Genomic DNA, 17,610 nt, shown 5'->3' on the forward strand with positions numbered 1-17,610 from the left:
GCGTGCGGTGCCGCCTCCGTGCGGGAGGGGCGGGCGGGATCCTCCCTATCTGCGCGGACCCGTTCGGTGCTAGAGGTGGTCCCGAGGCCGAAGGGCGGCGGGGTTCCGCCCCCTCCCGCTCTTGCCCCTGCGGGCCAAGGCGGGGTATGAGCGGTTTCGGAAAATTACGGGGAGAGGCAGCCCATGCGTCGAGTAGTGGTTACGGGACTTGGAATGGTCACGCCCTTGGCAAGCGGAGTCGAGGAAACCTGGTCGCGTCTTCTGGCGGGCCAATCCGGTGCGGGCACCATCACCCGGTTCGATGCGGATCACCTGGCGACGAACTACGCCTGCGAGCTTCCCTTCGGCGACGGCAGCGACGGCACCTTCAATCCCGACGACTGGATGGAGCCGAAAGAGCGCCGCAAGGTCGACGATTTCATCCTCTACGGCATGGCGGCCGCCATCCAGGCGGTGACCGACGCCGGCATCGACGCGATGTCGGAAGAGGACAAGGTCCGGACCGGCGTGATGATCGGCTCGGGCATCGGCGGGCTGAACTCGATCGCCGAGACGGCGGTGCTGATCAAGGAGCGCGGGCCTCGGCGGGTGTCGCCCTTCTTCATCCCCGGCGCGCTGATCAACCTGATCTCGGGCCAGGTGCAGATCCGCTATGGCTTCAAGGGCCCGAACCACGCGGTGGTGACCGCATGCTCGACCGGGGCGCACGCCATCGGCGACGCGGCGCGGCTGATCCAGTGGGGCGATGCGGACGTGATGCTGGCCGGCGGGGCCGAGGCCTCGATCTCGGAAATCGGCATCGCCGGGTTCAACGCCTGCAAGGCGCTCTCGACCAAGCGGCGGGACGATCCCACCAAGGCCTCGCGTCCCTATGACGCGGACCGGGACGGCTTTGTCATGGGCGAGGGCGCGGGCGTCGTGGTGCTGGAGGAATACGAGCACGCCAAGGCGCGCGGCGCGAAGATCTACGGCGAATATCTCGGCTACGGGATGTCGGGCGACGCCTATCACATCACCGCGCCTTCGGAAGACGGCGACGGCGCGTTCCGGTCGATGACCGCCGCACTCGACCGCGCGGGGCTGAAGCCTTCGGATGTGGATTACATCAACGCGCATGGCACCTCGACCATGGCGGACGTCATCGAACTGGCGGCCGTGGAGCGTCTGCTCGGCGAGGCGGCGGGCCAGGCGACCATGTCGTCCACCAAGTCGGCCACCGGGCACCTGCTGGGCGCGGCCGGCGCGATCGAGGCGATCTTCTCGATCCTCGCCCTGCGCGACCAGGTCGCGCCCCCGACCATCAACCTCGACACGCCCGCCGTGGAAACTCCGCTCGACCTCGCGCCGAACAAGAAGGTCGAGCGCAAGATCGACGTGGCGCTGTCCAATTCCTTCGGCTTCGGCGGCACCAACGCGAGCCTCGTGTTCGGAAAGGCCAACTGAATGTGGCGGGCGATCGCCTCCAATGCCCTGACGATGCTGATCGTCGCGGTCTTCCTGCTCGGGGGTCTGATCCTCTGGGGGCAGGAGGAATACCGCAGCGAGGGGCCGCTGTCCGAGGGGATCTGCCTGCGGGTCGCGAGCGGCTCCAACATGTCGCGGGTCAGCCGCGATCTGGAGGAGCAGGGCGCGATCTCGAGCGGGCCGCTGTTCCGCATCGGGGTGGATTACACCGACAAGGCGGGTGACCTGAAGGCGGGGAGCTTCCTTATCCCCGAAGGCGCCTCGATGGAGGAGATCGTCGACATCATCACCCGGGGGGGCGCCAGCACCTGCGGCACCGAGGTGGTCTATCGCATCGGCGTGACCCGCTCGCTGGTGGAGGTCCGCGAGCTCGACCCGGCGACGAACCAGTTCACGGAGACGGCCGAGTTCAACCCCGCCGACACCGAGACCCCGGTGCCCGCCGAATACGAGAAGGTGCGCGAAGAGCCCGACACCCGCTACCGCGTCTCGGTCGCCGAGGGCGTGACGAGCTGGCAGATCGTGGATTCGCTCAAGCGCTTCGACGTGATGTCGGGCGAGGTCTCGGAGGTTCCCGCGGAGGGCGCGCTCGCCCCGGACAGCTACGAGGTCTCCGACGGGGCCGACCGGGCCGAGCTCGTGGCCAAGATGCTGGCCGCGCAGGAGGAGCGCCTCGCCGCCGCATGGGCCGCGCGCAGCGACGACCTGGCCGTCGGGAGCCCGGAGGAGGCGCTGATCCTGGCCTCGATCATCGAGAAGGAGACCGGCGTTCCGGAAGAGCGCGGGCTTGTCGCCAGCGTCTTCACCAACCGCCTGAAGCAGGGCATGCGGCTGCAGACGGACCCGACGGTGATCTACGGCATCACCGAAGGCAAGGGCGTGCTGGGCCGCGGGCTGCGGCAGAGCGAGCTGCGGCGCGAGACGCCCTACAACACCTATGTCATCGACGGGCTGCCGCCGACGCCGATCGCCAACCCGGGGGTCAAGAGCCTCGAGGCGGCGGTGAACCCGCCGGAGAGCGATTACCTGTTCTTCGTGGCCGACGGCACCGGCGGCCATGCCTTCGCCGAGACGCTGGACGAGCACAACGCCAACGTCGCCAAGTGGCGCAAGATCGAGGCGGAGCGGGCGAACCAGTAGGCCGCCCGCCCCGCGTATTCTTAAGAAAAGGTAAAGATACCGGACGGTTACGCCGGGTGGTTAACCTTTGATTTCTTGACTTTGCGCACGGTCCGGAGTATTCATTCGGCCATGCTGGAGGAGATGGGCAAACGGCCCGGGGTTCATACCCCGAGGCCGTTTTTTCATGTCCGTCGTGCGGGGGCCAACCAGCGAGAGGGCGTGGCAATGACAACGGAGACAGAGACCAACTGGCTCGACGAGGAAGTCGGGATCGTGACGGCGCAGCTTCGGGATCTGAAGGCCGAGATGGTGCGGCTGCAGGCGCGGGCGCGGAACGGGGACATGGCGGCGGCCAAGGAGGCGCAGAAGACGGTGGCAGAGGTGCGCACCTTCCTTGCGCGGGCCGCGGAAACGGAGGCGAGACTTGCGGAAATCAACGGAAGACACGGGGGCGCGCGGGGATACGCGCTCGATCTCGACGGGGCCCGGGTTGCGATCCGGTGCCGCCTGGATCGCCTCCGCCGATGTCACGGTGCAGGATGAATTCCTGGATGGTCTGGAGGAGGGAGAGCTCATGGCTCTCCCTTTTCTGTTCGAGTTCTGGGCGCTGGAGCATCAATTGCCGCCCGAAGGGGCGTGGCGGTCCTGGGTGATCCTGGGCGGGCGCGGCGCGGGGAAGACGCGGGCCGGGGCCGAATGGGTGCGGACGCAGGTCGAGGGGGCGCGGCCGGGGGATCCGGGGCTGTGCCGCCGCGTGGCGCTGGTGGCCGAGACGATCGAGCAGGCGCGCGACGTGATGGTCTTCGGGGACAGCGGGATCATGGCCTGTTCCCCGCCCGACCGGCGGCCGGTCTGGGAGGCGACGAAGAAGCGGCTCGTGTGGCCCAATGGGGCGGAGGCGCGGGTCTTTTCGGCGCATGATCCGGAGAGCCTGCGGGGGCCGCAGTTCGACTGCGCCTGGGCCGATGAGCTGGCGAAATGGCGGCGGGGGCAGGATGCCTGGGACATGTTGCAGTTCGCGCTGCGTCTGGGTGAGGACCCGCGGGTCTGCGTGACCACCACGCCGCGGAACGTGCGGGTGCTGAAGATGCTGCTGGAGAGTCCCTCGACCGTGGTGACGAACGCGCCGACCGAGGCCAACCGGGCGAACCTGGCGGATTCGTTCCTCGCGGAGGTGAAGGCGCGCTACGACGGGACCCGGCTGGGGCGGCAGGAGCTGGAGGGGCTCTTGCTCGACGATGTGGAGGGGGCGCTCTGGACGCCCTCGGCGCTGGAGCGCGCCTCGGTCGACATCCTGCCGGAGATGGACCGGGTGGTGGTCGCGGTGGACCCGCCGGTGACGGGGCACAAGGGCTCGGACGAATGCGGGATCGTGGTGGCGGGCGTGACCATGCGCGGGGATGTCCGGGACTGGCGGGCCTATGTGATCGAGGATGCGAGCGTCTCGGCCGCCTCTCCGTCGCAATGGGCGGCGGCGGCGATTGCCGCCTTGCGGCGCCATGGCGGGGAACGGCTGGTGGCGGAGGTGAACCAGGGGGGCGACCTCGTGGAGAGCGTGATCCGGCAGGTCGATCCGATGGTGCCGTTCCGGAAGGTGCATGCGACCCGCGGGAAGGCGGCGCGGGCCGAGCCGGTGGCGGCGCTCTACGAACAGGGGCGGGTGTTCCATGCGCGCGGGCTCGGGGCGCTGGAGGAGCAGATGTGCGCGATGGCCATGGCGGGATACGAGGGGAAGGGGTCGCCCGACCGGCTGGATGCGCTCGTCTGGGCGCTGCACGAGCTGATGATCGTGCCGGGGGGCAACTGGATGCGGCCGCAGGTGCGGGCGCTGTGAGCGGCGCGCAACGGGCAGCGGCCGGTCTGGCGGGGTAGCGTTAACCGGAAGGGGGGATAACCCTCTCCACGCAATCTTCGGATGGCGCAGACGGAGGGAAAGGTGCGGGGGCTTCGGCCCTCGCCCATATCGGGAGAGGCCCATGGGTGTGATCGACTATTTCCGGCGTGAGGCACAGGCGCCCGAGGTGAAGGCGAGCGCGACGGGCAAGGTCGTCGCCTGGCATTCCTCGGGCCGCGTGGCCTGGAGCCCGCGGGACGTCGCCACGCTGACGCGGACGGGGTTCGCGGGCAACCCGGTGGGCTTCCGCGCGGTGAAGATGATCGCCGAGGCCGCGGCCGCCCTGCCGCTGGTGCTGCAGGACGGGGCGCGGCGGTTCGAGACGCACCCGGTGCTGGACCTGGTGCGCGCGCCGAACCCGGTGCAGGGGCGGGCGGAGCTGTTCGAGGCGTTCTACGGTCAGCTCCTGCTGACCGGGAACGGGTATCTCGAGGCGGTCGCGGGCGAGGACGGCGCACCGGTGGAGCTGCATGTGCTGCGGTCGGACCGGATGAGCCTCGTGCCGGGGGCGGACGGCTGGCCGGTGGCCTATGAGTACAGCGTCGGCGGGCGGAAGCATCGCTTCGACGTGAGCGGGGGGCGGCCGCCGGTCTGTCACGTGAAGGCGTTCCACCCGCAGGACGATCATTACGGGCTGAGCCCGTTGCAGGCGGCGGCGCAGGCGGTGGACGTGCACAATTCCGCGTCGCGCTGGTCGAAGGCGCTGCTGGACAATGCGGCGCGGCCCTCTGGCGCCATCGTCTATCGCGGCGCGGAGGGCCAGGGGGTGATGTCCCCGGACCAGTACGACCGGCTGGTGGCGGAGATGGAGAGCCATCACCAGGGCGCGCGGAACGCCGGGCGGCCGATGCTGCTGGAGGGCGGGCTCGACTGGAAGCCGATGGGGTTCTCTCCCTCCGACATGGAGTTCCAGAAGACCAAGGAGGCGGCAGCGCGGGAGATCGCGCTGGCCTTCGGGGTGCCGCCGATGCTCATGGGGATCCCCGGGGAGGCGACCTACGCGAATTACCAGGAGGCGCATCGGGCATTCTATCGCCTGACGGTGCTGCCCTTGGCCGCACGGGTGACGGCGCGGGTGGCGGAGTGGATGTCCGGGTTCGTGGGCGAGGCGCTGGAGCTGAAGCCCGACCTCGACCAGGTTCCCGCGTTGGCGGCGGAGCGGGACGCGCAGTGGAGCCGGGTCTCGGCCGCGGATTTCCTGACGAAGCGCGAGAAGCGGGTCATGCTGGGGCTGCCGGTGGATGAGGCGGATGGGTGAGGCGCGCGCCATAAGCGACTGGGAGGGCGTGCCTTTCGAATGTGCGCCGGGGCTGAGGCTCCAGGCCCATGAACGGCTGAGCGAGGTCCGGCTGGAGGCGCTGACGCGTCGGGTCGACAAGCTCGAGGAGATGGTGGAGCGGCTGGAACGGCGGCTCTGGGTGACGGTCTACGGGGTGGTCGGCGTGATCCTCGCGCAGGCCTTCCAGTCGGTGCTGCTGCCGTGAGGGGGATGGAGATGGAACTGGAACGGAAATACGTGGCGCTCGGGTCGGCGCTGACGGTCACGGACGGGCATGTGATCGAGGGCTATGCCTCGCTCTTCGGGGCGGCGGACCAGGGCGGCGACGTGGTGCAGGCGGGGGCCTATGCCGGTTCGCTGGCGGCGCTGGCGCGCGAGGGGCGGCGGGTGAAGATGCTCTGGCAGCATGACCCGGCGCAGCCCATCGGGGTCTGGGACGAGATCCGGGAGGACGGGCGCGGGCTGCATGTGAAGGGCCGGGTGCTGGAGAGCGTCGCGAAGGGGCGCGAGGCGGTGGCGCTCCTGCAGGCGGGGGCGATCGACGGGCTGTCGATCGGATACCGGACGAAGCGCGCGGTGAAGGATGACGGGGGCCGGCGGCTCCTGACCGAACTGGAGCTTTGGGAGGTGTCGCTGGTGACCTTCCCGATGCTGCCCAGTGCGCGGGTGGCGGCCAAGGGCGATGACCCGGGCGCCGCGATCTGGCGCGAGCTGGCGGCGGGGCTGAGGGCCCTGCGGCTTGACGAGACGGGCCGCTAGGGCTCGGCAAGACACCCATCGAGGGGACAATCCGATGACTTCAACCGAGAGCGCGTCTCGGACCGGGGAGGCTTTGTCCCCGGAGCAGGGCGCGAAGGCCGCGGTGGCCGAGTTCATCCGGGAGTTCAAGGGCTTCCGGGACGACATTCAGACACGACTTGACCAACAGGAGGGCCGCATGAGCACGCTGGACCGCAAATCCCACCGGGCCACGCGCCCTGTCCTGGCCTCGGCCGCCGAGGCGGAGGCGCCGCACCAGAAGGCCTTCGGCGCCTATGTGCGCTCGGGCGAGGATGACGGCCTCCGCGGGCTGGAGCTCGAGGGCAAGGCGATGAGCACCGCGATGGCGGGCGACGGCGGGTATCTCGTCGATCCCGAGACCTCGGGGCGGATCCAGTCGACGCTGTCGGGCGGTGCCTCGATCCGGCAGATCGCCAATGTGGTCACGGTGGAGGCGACCTCCTACGACGTGCTGATCGACCACACCGACGTGGGCTCGGGCTGGTCGGGCGAGACGAGCGTGTCCGAGACCGGGACGCCGACGATCGACCGCATCTCGATCCCGCTCTACGAGCTTTCCGCCCTGCCGAAGATCAGCCAGCGGCTGCTCGACGACAGCGCCTTCGACATCGAGGGTTGGCTGGCGGGCCGGATCGCCGACAAGTTCCTGCGGGCCGAGGCCTCGGCCTTCGTGACGGGCAACGGCTCGGACAAACCCACGGGCTTCCTGACGCACTCCAAGGTGGCCGATGGCGCCTGGGCCTGGGACAGCCTCGGCTACATCGTGACCGGGATGGACGGCGGCTTCGCCTCGGACGCGGGCGACGCGGTGATCGACCTCGTCTACGCGCTCGGCGCGCGGTATCGCGCGAACGGCACCTTCGTGATGAACTCGAAGACCGCGGGTGCGCTGCGCAAGCTGAAGGATGCGGACGGGCGCTACATGTGGTCCGATGGCCTCCAGGCCGGGGAGCCGGCGCGTCTGCTCGGCTATCCGGTTCTGATCGCCGAGGACATGCCCGACATCGCGACGAACAGCTACTCGGTGGCCTTCGGCGATTTCAACGCGGGCTACACCATCGCCGAGCGTCCGGACCTGCGCGTGCTGCGCGATCCGTTCAGCGCCAAGCCGCATGTCCTGTTCTACGCGACCAAGCGCGTCGGCGGCGACGTGAGCGATTTCGCGGCGATCAAGCTGCTGAAATTCGGCACCGCGTAAGCGGGGTCGATGGGGCGGGCCTGACGGCCCGTCCCGGCGCGTGTCACCGACAGGCGTTGTCCAGCTGCTCCCTCCGTCGAGCAACGCGGGTGGCACGCGCCATCCGTCGGGGAGGGTCATCCGGTGAGAGGTCGAGATGCTGAAAGAAGACACTGACATTCCCCTGGCCTCGCTTCCGGTCGAGGCGTTCAAGAGCCACCTCCGGCTGGGCACCGGCTTCGCCTCGGACGTGGTGCAGGACGAGGTGCTGGAGAGCTTCCTGCGCGCGGCCATGGCGGCCGTCGAGGCGCGGACCGGCAAGGCACTGATCGCGCGGGATTTCACCTGGCGGATCGTGGGCTGGCGGCGGGGGGATGTGCAGGTGCTCCCCCTGGGGCCGGTGAGCGCGGTGAGCGCGGTGCGGCGGGTCTATGGCGACGGGAGCGAGGCGGTCGTGGAGGCCGGGCTCTACCGGCTGGTGCAGGATCTGCACGTGCCGCGGATCGAGAGCGCAGGCGCGATGCTGCCGACGATTCCGACGGGTGGGGCGGTGGAGATCGCCTTTACCGCGGGCTTCGGGGCCTGGGACGCGGTGCCCGCGGACCTCAGGCAGGCGGTGATGCTGCTGGCGGCGCATTACTACGAATTCCGGGGCGAGACCGGGCTGGGCGAGGGGTGCATGCCGTTCGGCGTGTCTTCGCTGCTGGCGCGATACCGGAACCTCCGGTTGGGGATGGGGCAATGATGCCGCGTCTGAACCGGAAGCTGGCGCTCGAGGCGCCCGTCAGGGTCGCAGACGGGGCGGGCGGGTTCGTCGAGACCTGGGTGGCGCTCGGCGAGGTCTGGGCCGAGGTCATCGCCCGGTCGGGCCGGGTGCATGACGGCGGCGGGCTGCCGCTGGCGCAGACCAGCTACAAGGTGACCGTGCGCTCGGCCCCCGTGGGATCGGACGCGCGGCCCCTGCCGCAGCAGCGGTTCCGGGAGGGCGCGCGGGTGTTCCGGATCGAGACGGTGGCGGACCGCGACCTCGCGGGGGCCTATCTCACCTGCTTCGTGCGCGAGGAGGCGCTGACATGAGCTACGCGGTATCCTCGGCCTTGCAGAAGGCGGTTTTCACGACGCTCACGGGGGATGCGGCGCTGGCCGCGCTCGTGGGCACGGCGATCTTCGACGCGCCGCCCTCGGGGACGGTGCCGACCACCTACGTGACGCTCGGTCCGGAGGAGGTGCGGGACCTCTCGGACAAGTCGGGACATGGGGCACGGCACGATTTCTCGGTTTCGGTGGTGACCGATGCGGACGGGTTCCAGGCGGCGAAGGACGTGGCGGGCGCCGTGTCGGACGCGCTGATGGCGGGCCTTCCGGCGCTGGAGCGCGGGCGGGTGATCACGCTGAATTTCCTCAAGGCACGCGCCCGGCGCGAGGAGGCGGGACAGATCCGGCGGATCGACCTGACCTTCCGCGCGCGGGTGCATGACGACTGATAGCTAGGAGCAGGCAGATGGCGGCACAGAACGGCAAGGATCTGTTGATCAAGGTGGACATGAACGATGCCGGGTCCTTCGAGACCCTCGCGGGGCTTCGCGCCACGCGGATCTCGTTCAACGCGGAGAGCGTGGACGTGACGAGCCTCGAGAGCCAGGGGGGCTGGCGGGAGCTGCTGGCGGGCGCGGGCGTGCGCTCGGCCGCGATCTCGGGGGCGGGGGTGTTCAAGGACGCCTCGAGCGACGAGCGGGCGCGGCAGATCTTCTTCGACGGGGACTGCCCGGATTTCCAGGTGATCATCCCGGATTTCGGCGTGGTCGAGGGGAAGTTCCAGGTGACGGCGATCGAATACGCGGGCGCGCATGACGGGGAGGCGACCTACGAGATGTCGATGGCGTCGGCCGGCGCGCTGACCTTCACGGCGCTCTGATGGGCAATCCGTATCACGGCGAGGTGGCGCTGGTGCTGAACGGCGAGCGGGTCGTGATGCGGCTGACGCTCGGCGCGCTGGCGGAGCTGGAGGCGACGCTCGGGGAGGACACGCTGGTGGCGCTGGTCGAGCGGTTCGAGAGCGGCTCGTTCTCCTCGCGCGACGTGATGGCCTTGATCGTGGCGGGCCTCAGGGGCGGCGGCTGGCGGGGCCGGGCGGAGGACCTGCTGAGCGCCGAGATCGAGGGCGGGCCGATGGCGGCGGCGCGGGCGGCGGCGGAGCTTCTGGCGCGCGCCTTTGCGGTGCCGGGATGAGCCGGTTCGACTGGCCGGTGCTGATGGCGGCAGGCATCCGCGGGCTGGGGCTCAGGCCGGAGGAGTTCTGGCGGCTGACGCCGGCCGAGCTGCGGCTGATGCTGGGCGAGGGCGGGCAGGGCGCGCCGATGCGGCGGGCGGGGCTGGACGCGCTGCTCGCGGCCTATCCGGACAAGGAGACGGGTGATGGATGAGATCGGGAACCTCGAGGCGCTGGAGACCCAGGCGGAGGCCTTGACGCTGACGCTGGGGGCGAGCGCCGACATGGCGGCGAGCTTCGACGCGGAGTTGCGGCGGGTCCGCGCCTCGATGGGCGAGGCGGGGAAGGATGTCGCGACGCTGGAGCGCGGGTTGAGCCGGGGGCTCAGGCGGGCGTTCGACGGGGTGATGTTCGACGGAATGAAGCTGTCGGATGCGCTCCGGACGATGGCGCGGAGCATGGTGGGCACGGCCTATTCCGCCGCCGCCCGGCCCGTGGCACGGCATTTCGGCGGGCTGATCGCGGGCGGTGTCGGGGCGATGGTGCAGGAGGTTCTGCCCTTCGCGCACGGGGCGCCGTTTTCTCAGGGGCGGGTGATGCCGTTTGCCAATGGCGGGATCGTCAGCGGCCCGGTGCGGTTCCCGATGCGGGGTGGCACGGGGCTCATGGGCGAGGCCGGGCCGGAGGCGATCATGCCGCTGTCACGCGGCCCGGACGGGCGGCTCGGGGTGCGCTCGAAGGGCGGGCGCGCGGTGAGCGTGGTGATGCATGTGCAGACACCCGACGTGCAGGGCTTCCAACGGTCGCAGAGCCAGATCGCGGCGCAGATGGGGCGGGCGCTCTCGCGCGGGCAGCGGAACCGGTAGGAGGCAGCGATGAATTTTCACGAGGTGCGGTTTCCGGCGAGCCTGTCCTTCGGCTCGGTCGGCGGGCCGGAGCGGCGGACGGACGTGGTGACGCTCGCGAACGGGTTCGAGGAGCGGAACACGCCCTGGGCCCATTCGCGCAGGCGCTACGATGCCGGGGTGGCGATGCGCTCGCTCGATGATGTGGAGGCGCTGATCGCCTTCTTCGAGGCGCGGCAGGGGCAGCTCTACGGGTTCCGCTGGAAGGACTGGTCGGATTTCAAATCCTGCCGGGCGACGGCGGAGGTGGCCTTCGACGACCAGGTGATCGCGACCGGGGACGGGGCGACGGACGAATGGCAGCTCGCCAAGCGCTACCGGTCGGGCGAACAGACCTACCTGCGGCCGGTGACGAAGCCGGTGGCGGGGACGGTACGCGTGGGCGTCGGTGGCGACGAGCTGCAGGAGGGGCTGCATTACGAGGTCGACAGCGCGACCGGGCTGATCGTCTTCGCCGAGGTGCCGGCGGAGGGGGACGAGATCACCGCGGGGTTCGAGTTCGACGTGCCGGTGCGCTTCGACACGGACCTGATCCAGGTCTCCGTGGCCTCGTTCCGGGCGGGCGACGTGCCGAGCGTGCCGATCGTGGAGGTGCGGGTATGAGCTTCGATGCGGGGCTGAAGGCGCATCTGGCGACGGGGGCGACCTCGGTCTGCCATGCCTGGCGGATCGCGCGGGGCGACGGGGTGGTGATGGGGTTCACCGACCATGACCGGGAGCTGCGGTTCGATGGCGTTGTGTTCCGCGCCGACAGCGGGCTGAGCGCGCTGGCGCTGCAGCAGGGCACGGGGCTTTCGGTCGACAACACCGAGGCGGTCGGCGCGCTTTCGGACGGGGCGATCCGCGAGACCGACATCGAGGCCGGGCGGTTCGACGGGGCCGAGCTGACGGCGTGGCTGGTGAACTGGGCGGCGGTGGACGAGCGGCAGGTGGTCTTCCGCGGCACGCTGGGCGAGATCCGGCGGGCCGGCGGTGCATTCCGGGCGGAGCTGCGCGGGCTGACGGAGGCGCTGAACCGGCCCGCGGGGCGGGTGTATCAGAAGCCGTGCCCGGCGGTGCTGGGGGATGGGGCCTGCAAGGTGGACCTGTCGCAGCCCGGCTATGTGGCCGAGCGGGCGCTCGAGGCGGTCGAGGACGGGCAGAAATTCACCTTCGACGCGCTGGCCGGGTTCGATTTCGGCTGGTTCCAGCGTGGCCGTCTGACGGTGCTGAGCGGAGCGGCCGCGGGGCTGGTCGGGACGGTGAAGCGGGACCGGTTCCTCGAGGGCGGTCGGGTGGTCGAGCTCTGGGAGCCGCTGCGCGCGCCGATCGTGGCGGGCGACATCGTCCGGCTGGAGGCCGGGTGCGACAAGCGCTTCGAGACCTGCCGACTGAAGTTCGACAACGTGCTGAATTTCCGGGGTTTCCCGGACATCCCCGGCGAGGACTGGCAGATGGCGCTGCCGGTCCGTTCGGGCGAGACATCCGGGGGGAGCCGGCGATGACGGGCGAAAGGATCGCGCATGCGGCGCGCGGCTGGATCGGGACGCCCTACCGGCACCAGGCCTCGGTCAAGGGGGCGGGGACGGATTGCCTCGGACTTCTGAGGGGGGTCTGGCGCGAGGTGCTGGGCGCGGAGCCCGAGCCGGTCCCCGCCTACACCTGCGACTGGGCCGAACCCGGACGCGAGGAGCTTCTGTGGGAGGCGGCGCTGAGGCATCTCGTGGTGAAGCCGCGAGCGGCCGAGGCGCCCGGCGACGTGCTGCTCTTCCGGATGCGGGACGGCGGGGTCGCGAAGCACCTCGGGCTTGCCGGACGTGTCGGGGCGGGGGCGAGCTTCATCCACGCCTATTCCGGGCACGCGGTGGTCGAAAGCCCGCTGAGCCTGCCCTGGCGCCGGCGGATCGTGGCCCGGTTCGCCTTTCCGCCGATTGATTGATCCCGGAGGATTCAGATGGCAACGATCATACTCTCCGCGGTCGGGGCGGCCGTGGGTTCATCCATCGGCGGCTCCGTCGTGGGGCTTTCGACGGCGGCGGTCGGGCGTTTCGCAGGGGCGACGCTGGGGCGGCTCATCGACCAGCGGCTGCTCGGCCAGGGGTCGGACGTGGTCGAGAGCGGGCGGGTCGACCGCTTCCGCCTGACCGGCGCCGGAGAGGGCGACCCGGTGGCGCGGCTCTATGGGCGGATGCGGCTGCCGGGACAGGTGATCTGGGCCTCGCAATTCGAGGAGATCGTGACCGTCTCGGGCGGCGGCAAGGGCGGGCCGCGGGCGCCCGAGACGCGCAGCCATGCCTACCGGGTGAGCCTGGCCGTGGCGCTCTGCGAGGGCGCGATCTCGGGCATCGGGCGGATCTGGGCGGACGGCGTCGAGATCGCGCAGGATACGCTCGGCCTGCGGGTCTACCATGGCACGGAGGATCAGCTGCCCGATCCGAAGATCGAGGCGGTGGAGGGCGCGGGCCGGGCGCCGGCCTACCGCGGCACGGCCTATGTCGTCTTCGAGGACCTGGCGCTTGCGCCCTTCGGCAACCGTGTGCCGCAATTCGCGATCGAGACGATCCGGCCCGCGCCCGCGGACGAGCCCGTCGGGGCCTTCTCGCCCGCGCGGGCGGTGCGGGCGGTCGCGATGCTGCCGGGCTGCGGGGAATACGCGCTGGCCACGACGCCGGTCAGCTTCGACGAGGGCCACGGGCGGGTGCGGATGGCGAATGTCCACACCGCCTCGGGCAAGAGCGATTTCACGACGGCGCTGGACCAGATGGACGCGAGCCTTGTCGCCTGCGAGGGCGTCTCGCTGGTGGTGAGCTGGTTCGGCAATGATCTGCGCTGCGGGGCCTGCGAGGTCCGGCCGCGGGTGGAGCAGACGCTGGCCGACGGACGCGGGATGCCCTGGCAGGTCGCCGGGCTGAGCCGTGCGGCGGCGGGCGAGGTCGGCCGCGACGGGGACGACCGCCCGGTCTATGGCGGCACGCCCGCCGATGCCTCGGTGATCGAGGCGATCCGCGAGCTGAATGCGCGCGGCAAGAGGGTGATGTTCTATCCCTTCGTGCTGATGGAGCAGATGGCGGGCAACGGCCTGCCCGACCCGTGGAGCGCGGCAGGCAACCAGCCGGTCCTGCCGTGGCGCGGGCGGATCACCTGCTCGGTCGCGCCGGGGCGGGAGGGCTCTCCGGACGGGACCGCGACGGCGGCGGCGGAGGTGGCGGCCTTCTTCGGCACGGCGGCGGCCGCGGATTTCAGCCTTGCGGGCGGCGTCGGCTACACCGGCCCGGCGGAGTGGCGATTCCGCCGGTTCATCCTGCATTGCGCGGCGCTCTGCGCGGCGGCGGGCGGAGTGGATGCGTTCTGCATCGGCTCGGAGATGCGGGGGCTCACCCAGGTCCGGGGGCCGGGGAACAGCTTCCCGGCGGTGGCCGCGCTGCGCGATCTGGCGGCGGAGGTCCGCGCGCTGCTGCCGGATGCGAAGATCGGCTATGCCGCGGATTGGAGCGAGTATTTCGGCCATCACCCGCAGGACGGGTCGGGCGATGTGTTCTTCCATCTCGATCCGCTCTGGGCCGACGACACGATCGATTTCGTGGGGATCGACAATTACATGCCGCTGTCGGACTGGCGCGAGGGGGACGATCACGCCGATGCGGCCTGGGGCTCGGTCTACGACCCCGATTACCTGGCCTCGAACGTGGAGGGCGGAGAGGGCTACGCGTGGTATTATCACTCGCCCGAGGCGGAAGCGGCGCAGATCCGCACGCCCATCGAGGATGGGGCCCATGGCGAGGATTGGGTCTTCCGCTACAAGGACGTGCGCAACTGGTGGGCCAATGCGCATCACGACCGGATCGGCGGCGTGCGGCAGGCCGGGGCGACGGACTGGATGCCGGGCATGAAGCCCGTCTGGTTCACGGAACTGGGCTGCCCCGCGGTCGACAAGGGCACCAACCAGCCCAACGTCTTCCACGATCCCAAATCCTCGGAGAGCTTCCTGCCGCGCCATTCGACCGGCCGACGGGACGAGGTGATCCAAGCGCGCTATCTCGAGGTGATGCACCGCTACTGGAGCGATCCGGCGCACAACCCGGTGTCTCCGGTCTATGGCGGCCGGATGCTGGACCTCGACCGGATGCATGTCTGGGCCTGGGATGCGCGACCGTTTCCCGCCTTCCCCAGCACCGAGGAGGCCTGGAGCGACGGGGCGAACTACCGCGTCGGGCACTGGATCACGGGGCGTGCCTCGGGGCGCGGGCTCGATTCGCTGGTCTCGGAGATCTGCCGGGAGGCGGGGCTGGAGGACGTGGACGTCTCGGACCTGCACGGCCATGTCAGCGGCTACGCGGTGGAGGAGGTCGGCGCGGCGCGGGGCGCGCTTCAGCCGCTGATGCTGCGCCATGGTTTCGACGCGGTGGAACGCGACGGCGCGCTGCGCTTCGTGATGCGGGACGGGCGGGCGGATGCGGATCTGGGCGAGGCCGACCTGGCCGTGACCGATGAGCTCGAGGGAAGGATCGAGGAGACCCGCGCCGGGCAGGCCGAGATGGCGGGACGGGTGCGGCTGCGTTTCGTGCAGGCGGATGCGGAATTCGCGGTGGTCGCGGAAGAGGCGGTGATGCCCGACCAGGCGAGCCGCGGCGTGGCGACCTCCGAGATGGCTCTGGCGATGACGCGGGGCGAGGGGCGGCAGGTGCTGGAGCGCTGGCTGACCGAGGCGCGGGTGGCGCGGGACACGGTGCGGCTGGCCCTGCCGCCGTCGCGGCGGGACCTGGGCGCGGGGGACGTCCTGAGGCTTCCGGTGGCGGATGGCGCGGGGCTCTTCCGGGTGGACGGGGTGGAGCAGGCAGCGCATCAGATCGTCGAGGCCGTGCGGATCGAACCCGAGACCTACCGGCCCGTCGACATGGCGGAGGACGAGGTCGCGCTCAGCCGCTTCGTTCCGCCGGTGCCGGTTCTGCCGGTCTTCATGGATCTGCCGCTGATCACCGGCGAGGAGGTGCCGCATGCGCCGCATGTCGCGGTCACGGCGAAGCCCTGGCCGGGGGCCGTGGCGGTTTATGCCGCGGACGAGGACGCGGGCTACCGGCTGAACACCGAGATCACGCGCCGGGCCACCGTCGGGGTGACGGAGTCCGCGCTGGCCGCAGGCCCGGTTGGGCTTGTCGACCGGGGCGAGGGGCTGTCGGTGCGGCTGACCTCGGGCGCGCTGGCTTCGGTCAGCGACCGGGCGCTGCTCGGCGGGGCGAACCTGGCGGCGATCGGGGACGGGACGCCCGGCAACTGGGAGCTCTTCCAGTTCCGCGATGCGGTGATGACGGGGCCGGACACCTGGCTCCTGTCGCAGCGGCTGCGCGGGCAGCTCGGTTCGGACGCGCTGATGCCCGCGCTCTGGCCGGTCGGCAGCCGTTTCGTGCTGCTGGACCGGGCGCCCGAGCAGATCGGGCTGACGCTCGGCCAGCGGAGGCTGGCGCGGCATTACCGCTACGGCCCGGCGCTGCGGCCGGTGGACGATCCGGCCTACGGGCATGCGGTGCTCGCCTTCGACGGCAACGGGCTGAGACCCTATGCGCCGGTGCATCTGCGCGGGGCATGGACGGGGGGCGATCTGTCGGTCGGCTGGATCCGCCGCACCCGGATCGGCGGCGACGGATGGGACGGCGTGGAGGTGCCGCTGGCCGAGGAGGCGGAGCTCTACCTTGTCCGCGTCATGCAGGCGGGCGGGCTGCTGCGCGAGGCCCAGACAGGCGCGCCCGGCTGGGTCTACACGGCGGCGATGCAGGCGGCGGACGGGCTCACGCCGGGACTTTTCGAGGTGCAGGTCGCGCAGGTCTCGGCGCTCTACGGGGCGGGGCCGTTCCGGGGGCTGAGCCTGTCCGCCTGATCGGGGCGCCCATCTCGGCGGGAAATCCCGGCCATCACCGCTTTGCGTTTTCGCCCCGACCGCCTATCTGGTATTCTTGAGCGATCAGCGCGAGGAACGGTCATGGCCGAGACGAGAACCAAACTGGCAAAGCTGGACCCGGTCTGGGCCCGGATCACCCACGAGGCCGAGCAGGCGATCCGCGACGAACCGCTTCTTGGCGGGCTCGTTCATTCCTCCGTGCTGCACCATCCGACGCTGGAACGGGCGCTGGCCTACCGGATCTCGGCCAAGCTCGCGAACCACGAGATGTCGGCGCAGATCCTGCGCGAGATCTGCGACGAGGCCTATGGCAGCGACGTCTGGCTGGCCGATGCGGCCCGGGCCGACATCGCCGCCGTCTTCGACCGCGACCCGGCCTGCCACCGCTTCCTGCAGCCGGTGCTGTTCTTCAAGGGCTTCCAGGCGCTGCAGGCGCATCGCGTGGCGCATTGGCTCTACGGCGAGGGGCGGCACGATCTGGCCTATTACTTCCAGATGCGGGTGAGCGAGATCTTCGGCGTCGACATCCATCCCCATGCCCGCCTGGGCAAGGGGATCATGATCGACCACGCCCATTCCATCGTCATCGGCGAGACGGCGGTGGTGGGCGACAACGTCTCCATGCTGCATTCGGTGACGCTGGGCGGGACCGGCAAGGAGGACGAGGACCGGCATCCCAAGATCGGCAACGGCGTGCTGATCGGGGCCGGGGCGAAGGTGCTGGGGAATATCCACATCGGCCATTGCTCCCGGATCGCGGCGGGTTCGGTGGTGCTGAACGAGGTGCCGCCCTGCAAGACCGTGGCCGGCGTGCCCGCGAAGATCGTGGGCGAGGCCGGGTGCGACCAGCCCTCGGTCAGCATGGACCAGCTGATCGGGATGTGAGGCCGGAAAGGGCCGGAGTTTCG

General features: G+C 70.6%; 20 protein-coding genes. All 20 read left to right on the plus strand.

Translation table 11 applies throughout. From position 1 onward, the window contains the following. Window positions 1-183 precede the first annotated feature (183 nt). The gene (gene fabF, locus Q344_RS0102885; protein ID WP_028285335.1) at window positions 184-1,443 is read left to right on the plus strand and encodes a beta-ketoacyl-ACP synthase II; all 1,260 of its coding nucleotides are present in this window, start codon (window positions 184-186) and stop codon (window positions 1,441-1,443) included. Further along, complete coding sequence (gene mltG / locus Q344_RS0102890) at window positions 1,444-2,604, plus strand: endolytic transglycosylase MltG (protein WP_028285336.1); 1,161 nt, start codon at window positions 1,444-1,446, stop codon at window positions 2,602-2,604. It abuts the gene before it with no gap. A 207-nt stretch (window positions 2,605-2,811) separates the two neighbouring features. Then, window positions 2,812-3,129, plus strand: coding sequence for a hypothetical protein (locus Q344_RS22970; RefSeq protein ID WP_051630226.1), 318 nt, complete (start codon window positions 2,812-2,814; stop codon window positions 3,127-3,129). A gap of 31 nt (window positions 3,130-3,160) precedes the next feature. After that, on the plus strand, window positions 3,161-4,420 hold the full coding sequence (locus Q344_RS0102900) for a DNA-packaging protein (protein WP_051630227.1): 1,260 nt from the start codon (window positions 3,161-3,163) through the stop codon (window positions 4,418-4,420). A 142-nt stretch (window positions 4,421-4,562) separates the two neighbouring features. Further along, window positions 4,563-5,738 (plus strand): phage portal protein, encoded by a 1,176-nt coding sequence (locus Q344_RS0102905; protein ID WP_028285338.1) that lies wholly within the window; start codon window positions 4,563-4,565, stop codon window positions 5,736-5,738. Next, on the plus strand, window positions 5,731-5,964 hold the full coding sequence (locus Q344_RS0102910) for a GTA head formation protein, RCAP_rcc01685 family (RefSeq protein WP_084178282.1): 234 nt from the start codon (window positions 5,731-5,733) through the stop codon (window positions 5,962-5,964). The genes Q344_RS0102905 and Q344_RS0102910 overlap by 8 nt, the downstream gene beginning before the upstream one ends. 11 nt (window positions 5,965-5,975) lie before the next feature. After that, the gene (locus Q344_RS0102915; RefSeq protein ID WP_084178357.1) at window positions 5,976-6,518 is read left to right on the plus strand and encodes an HK97 family phage prohead protease; all 543 of its coding nucleotides are present in this window, start codon (window positions 5,976-5,978) and stop codon (window positions 6,516-6,518) included. A 34-nt stretch (window positions 6,519-6,552) separates the two neighbouring features. Then, window positions 6,553-7,737, plus strand: a complete 1,185-nt coding sequence (locus tag Q344_RS0102920) for a phage major capsid protein (protein ID WP_028285341.1) — start codon at window positions 6,553-6,555, stop codon at window positions 7,735-7,737. Between the two features lie 136 nt (window positions 7,738-7,873). After that, window positions 7,874-8,461 (plus strand): head-tail connector protein, encoded by a 588-nt coding sequence (locus Q344_RS0102925; protein WP_028285342.1) that lies wholly within the window; start codon window positions 7,874-7,876, stop codon window positions 8,459-8,461. Then, on the plus strand, window positions 8,458-8,793 hold the full coding sequence (locus tag Q344_RS0102930; protein WP_028285343.1) for a head-tail adaptor protein: 336 nt from the start codon (window positions 8,458-8,460) through the stop codon (window positions 8,791-8,793). Before Q344_RS0102925 ends, Q344_RS0102930 begins: the two co-directional genes overlap by 4 nt. Next, window positions 8,790-9,200, plus strand: coding sequence for a DUF3168 domain-containing protein (locus Q344_RS0102935; protein WP_028285344.1), 411 nt, complete (start codon window positions 8,790-8,792; stop codon window positions 9,198-9,200). The genes Q344_RS0102930 and Q344_RS0102935 overlap by 4 nt, the downstream gene beginning before the upstream one ends. 17 nt (window positions 9,201-9,217) lie before the next feature. After that, the gene (locus Q344_RS0102940; RefSeq protein ID WP_028285345.1) at window positions 9,218-9,631 is read left to right on the plus strand and encodes a phage major tail protein, TP901-1 family; all 414 of its coding nucleotides are present in this window, start codon (window positions 9,218-9,220) and stop codon (window positions 9,629-9,631) included. Further along, complete coding sequence (locus Q344_RS0102945; protein ID WP_028285346.1) at window positions 9,631-9,945, plus strand: gene transfer agent family protein; 315 nt, start codon at window positions 9,631-9,633, stop codon at window positions 9,943-9,945. The genes Q344_RS0102940 and Q344_RS0102945 overlap by 1 nt, the downstream gene beginning before the upstream one ends. Continuing rightward, complete coding sequence (locus tag Q344_RS0102950) at window positions 9,942-10,139, plus strand: rcc01693 family protein (protein ID WP_028285347.1); 198 nt, start codon at window positions 9,942-9,944, stop codon at window positions 10,137-10,139. The genes Q344_RS0102945 and Q344_RS0102950 overlap by 4 nt, the downstream gene beginning before the upstream one ends. Beyond that, window positions 10,132-10,791 (plus strand): phage tail tape measure protein, encoded by a 660-nt coding sequence (locus Q344_RS0102955; protein WP_028285348.1) that lies wholly within the window; start codon window positions 10,132-10,134, stop codon window positions 10,789-10,791. The genes Q344_RS0102950 and Q344_RS0102955 overlap by 8 nt, the downstream gene beginning before the upstream one ends. A 9-nt stretch (window positions 10,792-10,800) precedes the next feature. Further along, window positions 10,801-11,433, plus strand: coding sequence for a DUF2460 domain-containing protein (locus tag Q344_RS0102960; RefSeq protein WP_028285349.1), 633 nt, complete (start codon window positions 10,801-10,803; stop codon window positions 11,431-11,433). Then, the gene (locus Q344_RS0102965; protein ID WP_028285350.1) at window positions 11,430-12,314 is read left to right on the plus strand and encodes a DUF2163 domain-containing protein; all 885 of its coding nucleotides are present in this window, start codon (window positions 11,430-11,432) and stop codon (window positions 12,312-12,314) included. The genes Q344_RS0102960 and Q344_RS0102965 overlap by 4 nt, the downstream gene beginning before the upstream one ends. Next, complete coding sequence (locus tag Q344_RS0102970; protein WP_028285351.1) at window positions 12,311-12,748, plus strand: NlpC/P60 family protein; 438 nt, start codon at window positions 12,311-12,313, stop codon at window positions 12,746-12,748. Before Q344_RS0102965 ends, Q344_RS0102970 begins: the two co-directional genes overlap by 4 nt. A gap of 15 nt (window positions 12,749-12,763) precedes the next feature. Continuing rightward, window positions 12,764-16,681, plus strand: a complete 3,918-nt coding sequence (locus tag Q344_RS0102975; RefSeq protein ID WP_028285352.1) for a baseplate multidomain protein megatron — start codon at window positions 12,764-12,766, stop codon at window positions 16,679-16,681. A 102-nt stretch (window positions 16,682-16,783) separates the two neighbouring features. After that, the gene (cysE, locus tag Q344_RS0102980; protein ID WP_028285353.1) at window positions 16,784-17,587 is read left to right on the plus strand and encodes a serine O-acetyltransferase; all 804 of its coding nucleotides are present in this window, start codon (window positions 16,784-16,786) and stop codon (window positions 17,585-17,587) included. The last annotated feature ends 23 nt before the right edge of the window (window positions 17,588-17,610 follow it).

It is taken from the genome of Pseudooceanicola nanhaiensis DSM 18065, assembly GCF_000688295.1.
Classification (GTDB): Bacteria; Pseudomonadota; Alphaproteobacteria; order Rhodobacterales; family Rhodobacteraceae; genus Pseudooceanicola; species Pseudooceanicola nanhaiensis.

Coding starts and splice junctions, on each gene's coding strand:
- fabF (WP_028285335.1), top strand. CDS start 184: ATGCGTCGAGTAGTGGTTACGGGACTTGGAATGGTCACGCCCTTGGCA.
- mltG (WP_028285336.1), top strand. CDS start 1,444: ATGTGGCGGGCGATCGCCTCCAATGCCCTGACGATGCTGATCGTCGCG.
- Q344_RS22970 (WP_051630226.1), top strand. CDS start 2,812: ATGACAACGGAGACAGAGACCAACTGGCTCGACGAGGAAGTCGGGATC.
- Q344_RS0102900 (WP_051630227.1), top strand. CDS start 3,161: ATGGCTCTCCCTTTTCTGTTCGAGTTCTGGGCGCTGGAGCATCAATTG.
- Q344_RS0102905 (WP_028285338.1), top strand. CDS start 4,563: ATGGGTGTGATCGACTATTTCCGGCGTGAGGCACAGGCGCCCGAGGTG.
- Q344_RS0102910 (WP_084178282.1), top strand. CDS start 5,731: ATGGGTGAGGCGCGCGCCATAAGCGACTGGGAGGGCGTGCCTTTCGAA.
- Q344_RS0102915 (WP_084178357.1), top strand. CDS start 5,976: ATGGAACTGGAACGGAAATACGTGGCGCTCGGGTCGGCGCTGACGGTC.
- Q344_RS0102920 (WP_028285341.1), top strand. CDS start 6,553: ATGACTTCAACCGAGAGCGCGTCTCGGACCGGGGAGGCTTTGTCCCCG.
- Q344_RS0102925 (WP_028285342.1), top strand. CDS start 7,874: ATGCTGAAAGAAGACACTGACATTCCCCTGGCCTCGCTTCCGGTCGAG.
- Q344_RS0102930 (WP_028285343.1), top strand. CDS start 8,458: ATGATGCCGCGTCTGAACCGGAAGCTGGCGCTCGAGGCGCCCGTCAGG.
- Q344_RS0102935 (WP_028285344.1), top strand. CDS start 8,790: ATGAGCTACGCGGTATCCTCGGCCTTGCAGAAGGCGGTTTTCACGACG.
- Q344_RS0102940 (WP_028285345.1), top strand. CDS start 9,218: ATGGCGGCACAGAACGGCAAGGATCTGTTGATCAAGGTGGACATGAAC.
- Q344_RS0102945 (WP_028285346.1), top strand. CDS start 9,631: ATGGGCAATCCGTATCACGGCGAGGTGGCGCTGGTGCTGAACGGCGAG.
- Q344_RS0102950 (WP_028285347.1), top strand. CDS start 9,942: ATGAGCCGGTTCGACTGGCCGGTGCTGATGGCGGCAGGCATCCGCGGG.
- Q344_RS0102955 (WP_028285348.1), top strand. CDS start 10,132: ATGGATGAGATCGGGAACCTCGAGGCGCTGGAGACCCAGGCGGAGGCC.
- Q344_RS0102960 (WP_028285349.1), top strand. CDS start 10,801: ATGAATTTTCACGAGGTGCGGTTTCCGGCGAGCCTGTCCTTCGGCTCG.
- Q344_RS0102965 (WP_028285350.1), top strand. CDS start 11,430: ATGAGCTTCGATGCGGGGCTGAAGGCGCATCTGGCGACGGGGGCGACC.
- Q344_RS0102970 (WP_028285351.1), top strand. CDS start 12,311: ATGACGGGCGAAAGGATCGCGCATGCGGCGCGCGGCTGGATCGGGACG.
- Q344_RS0102975 (WP_028285352.1), top strand. CDS start 12,764: ATGGCAACGATCATACTCTCCGCGGTCGGGGCGGCCGTGGGTTCATCC.
- cysE (WP_028285353.1), top strand. CDS start 16,784: ATGGCCGAGACGAGAACCAAACTGGCAAAGCTGGACCCGGTCTGGGCC.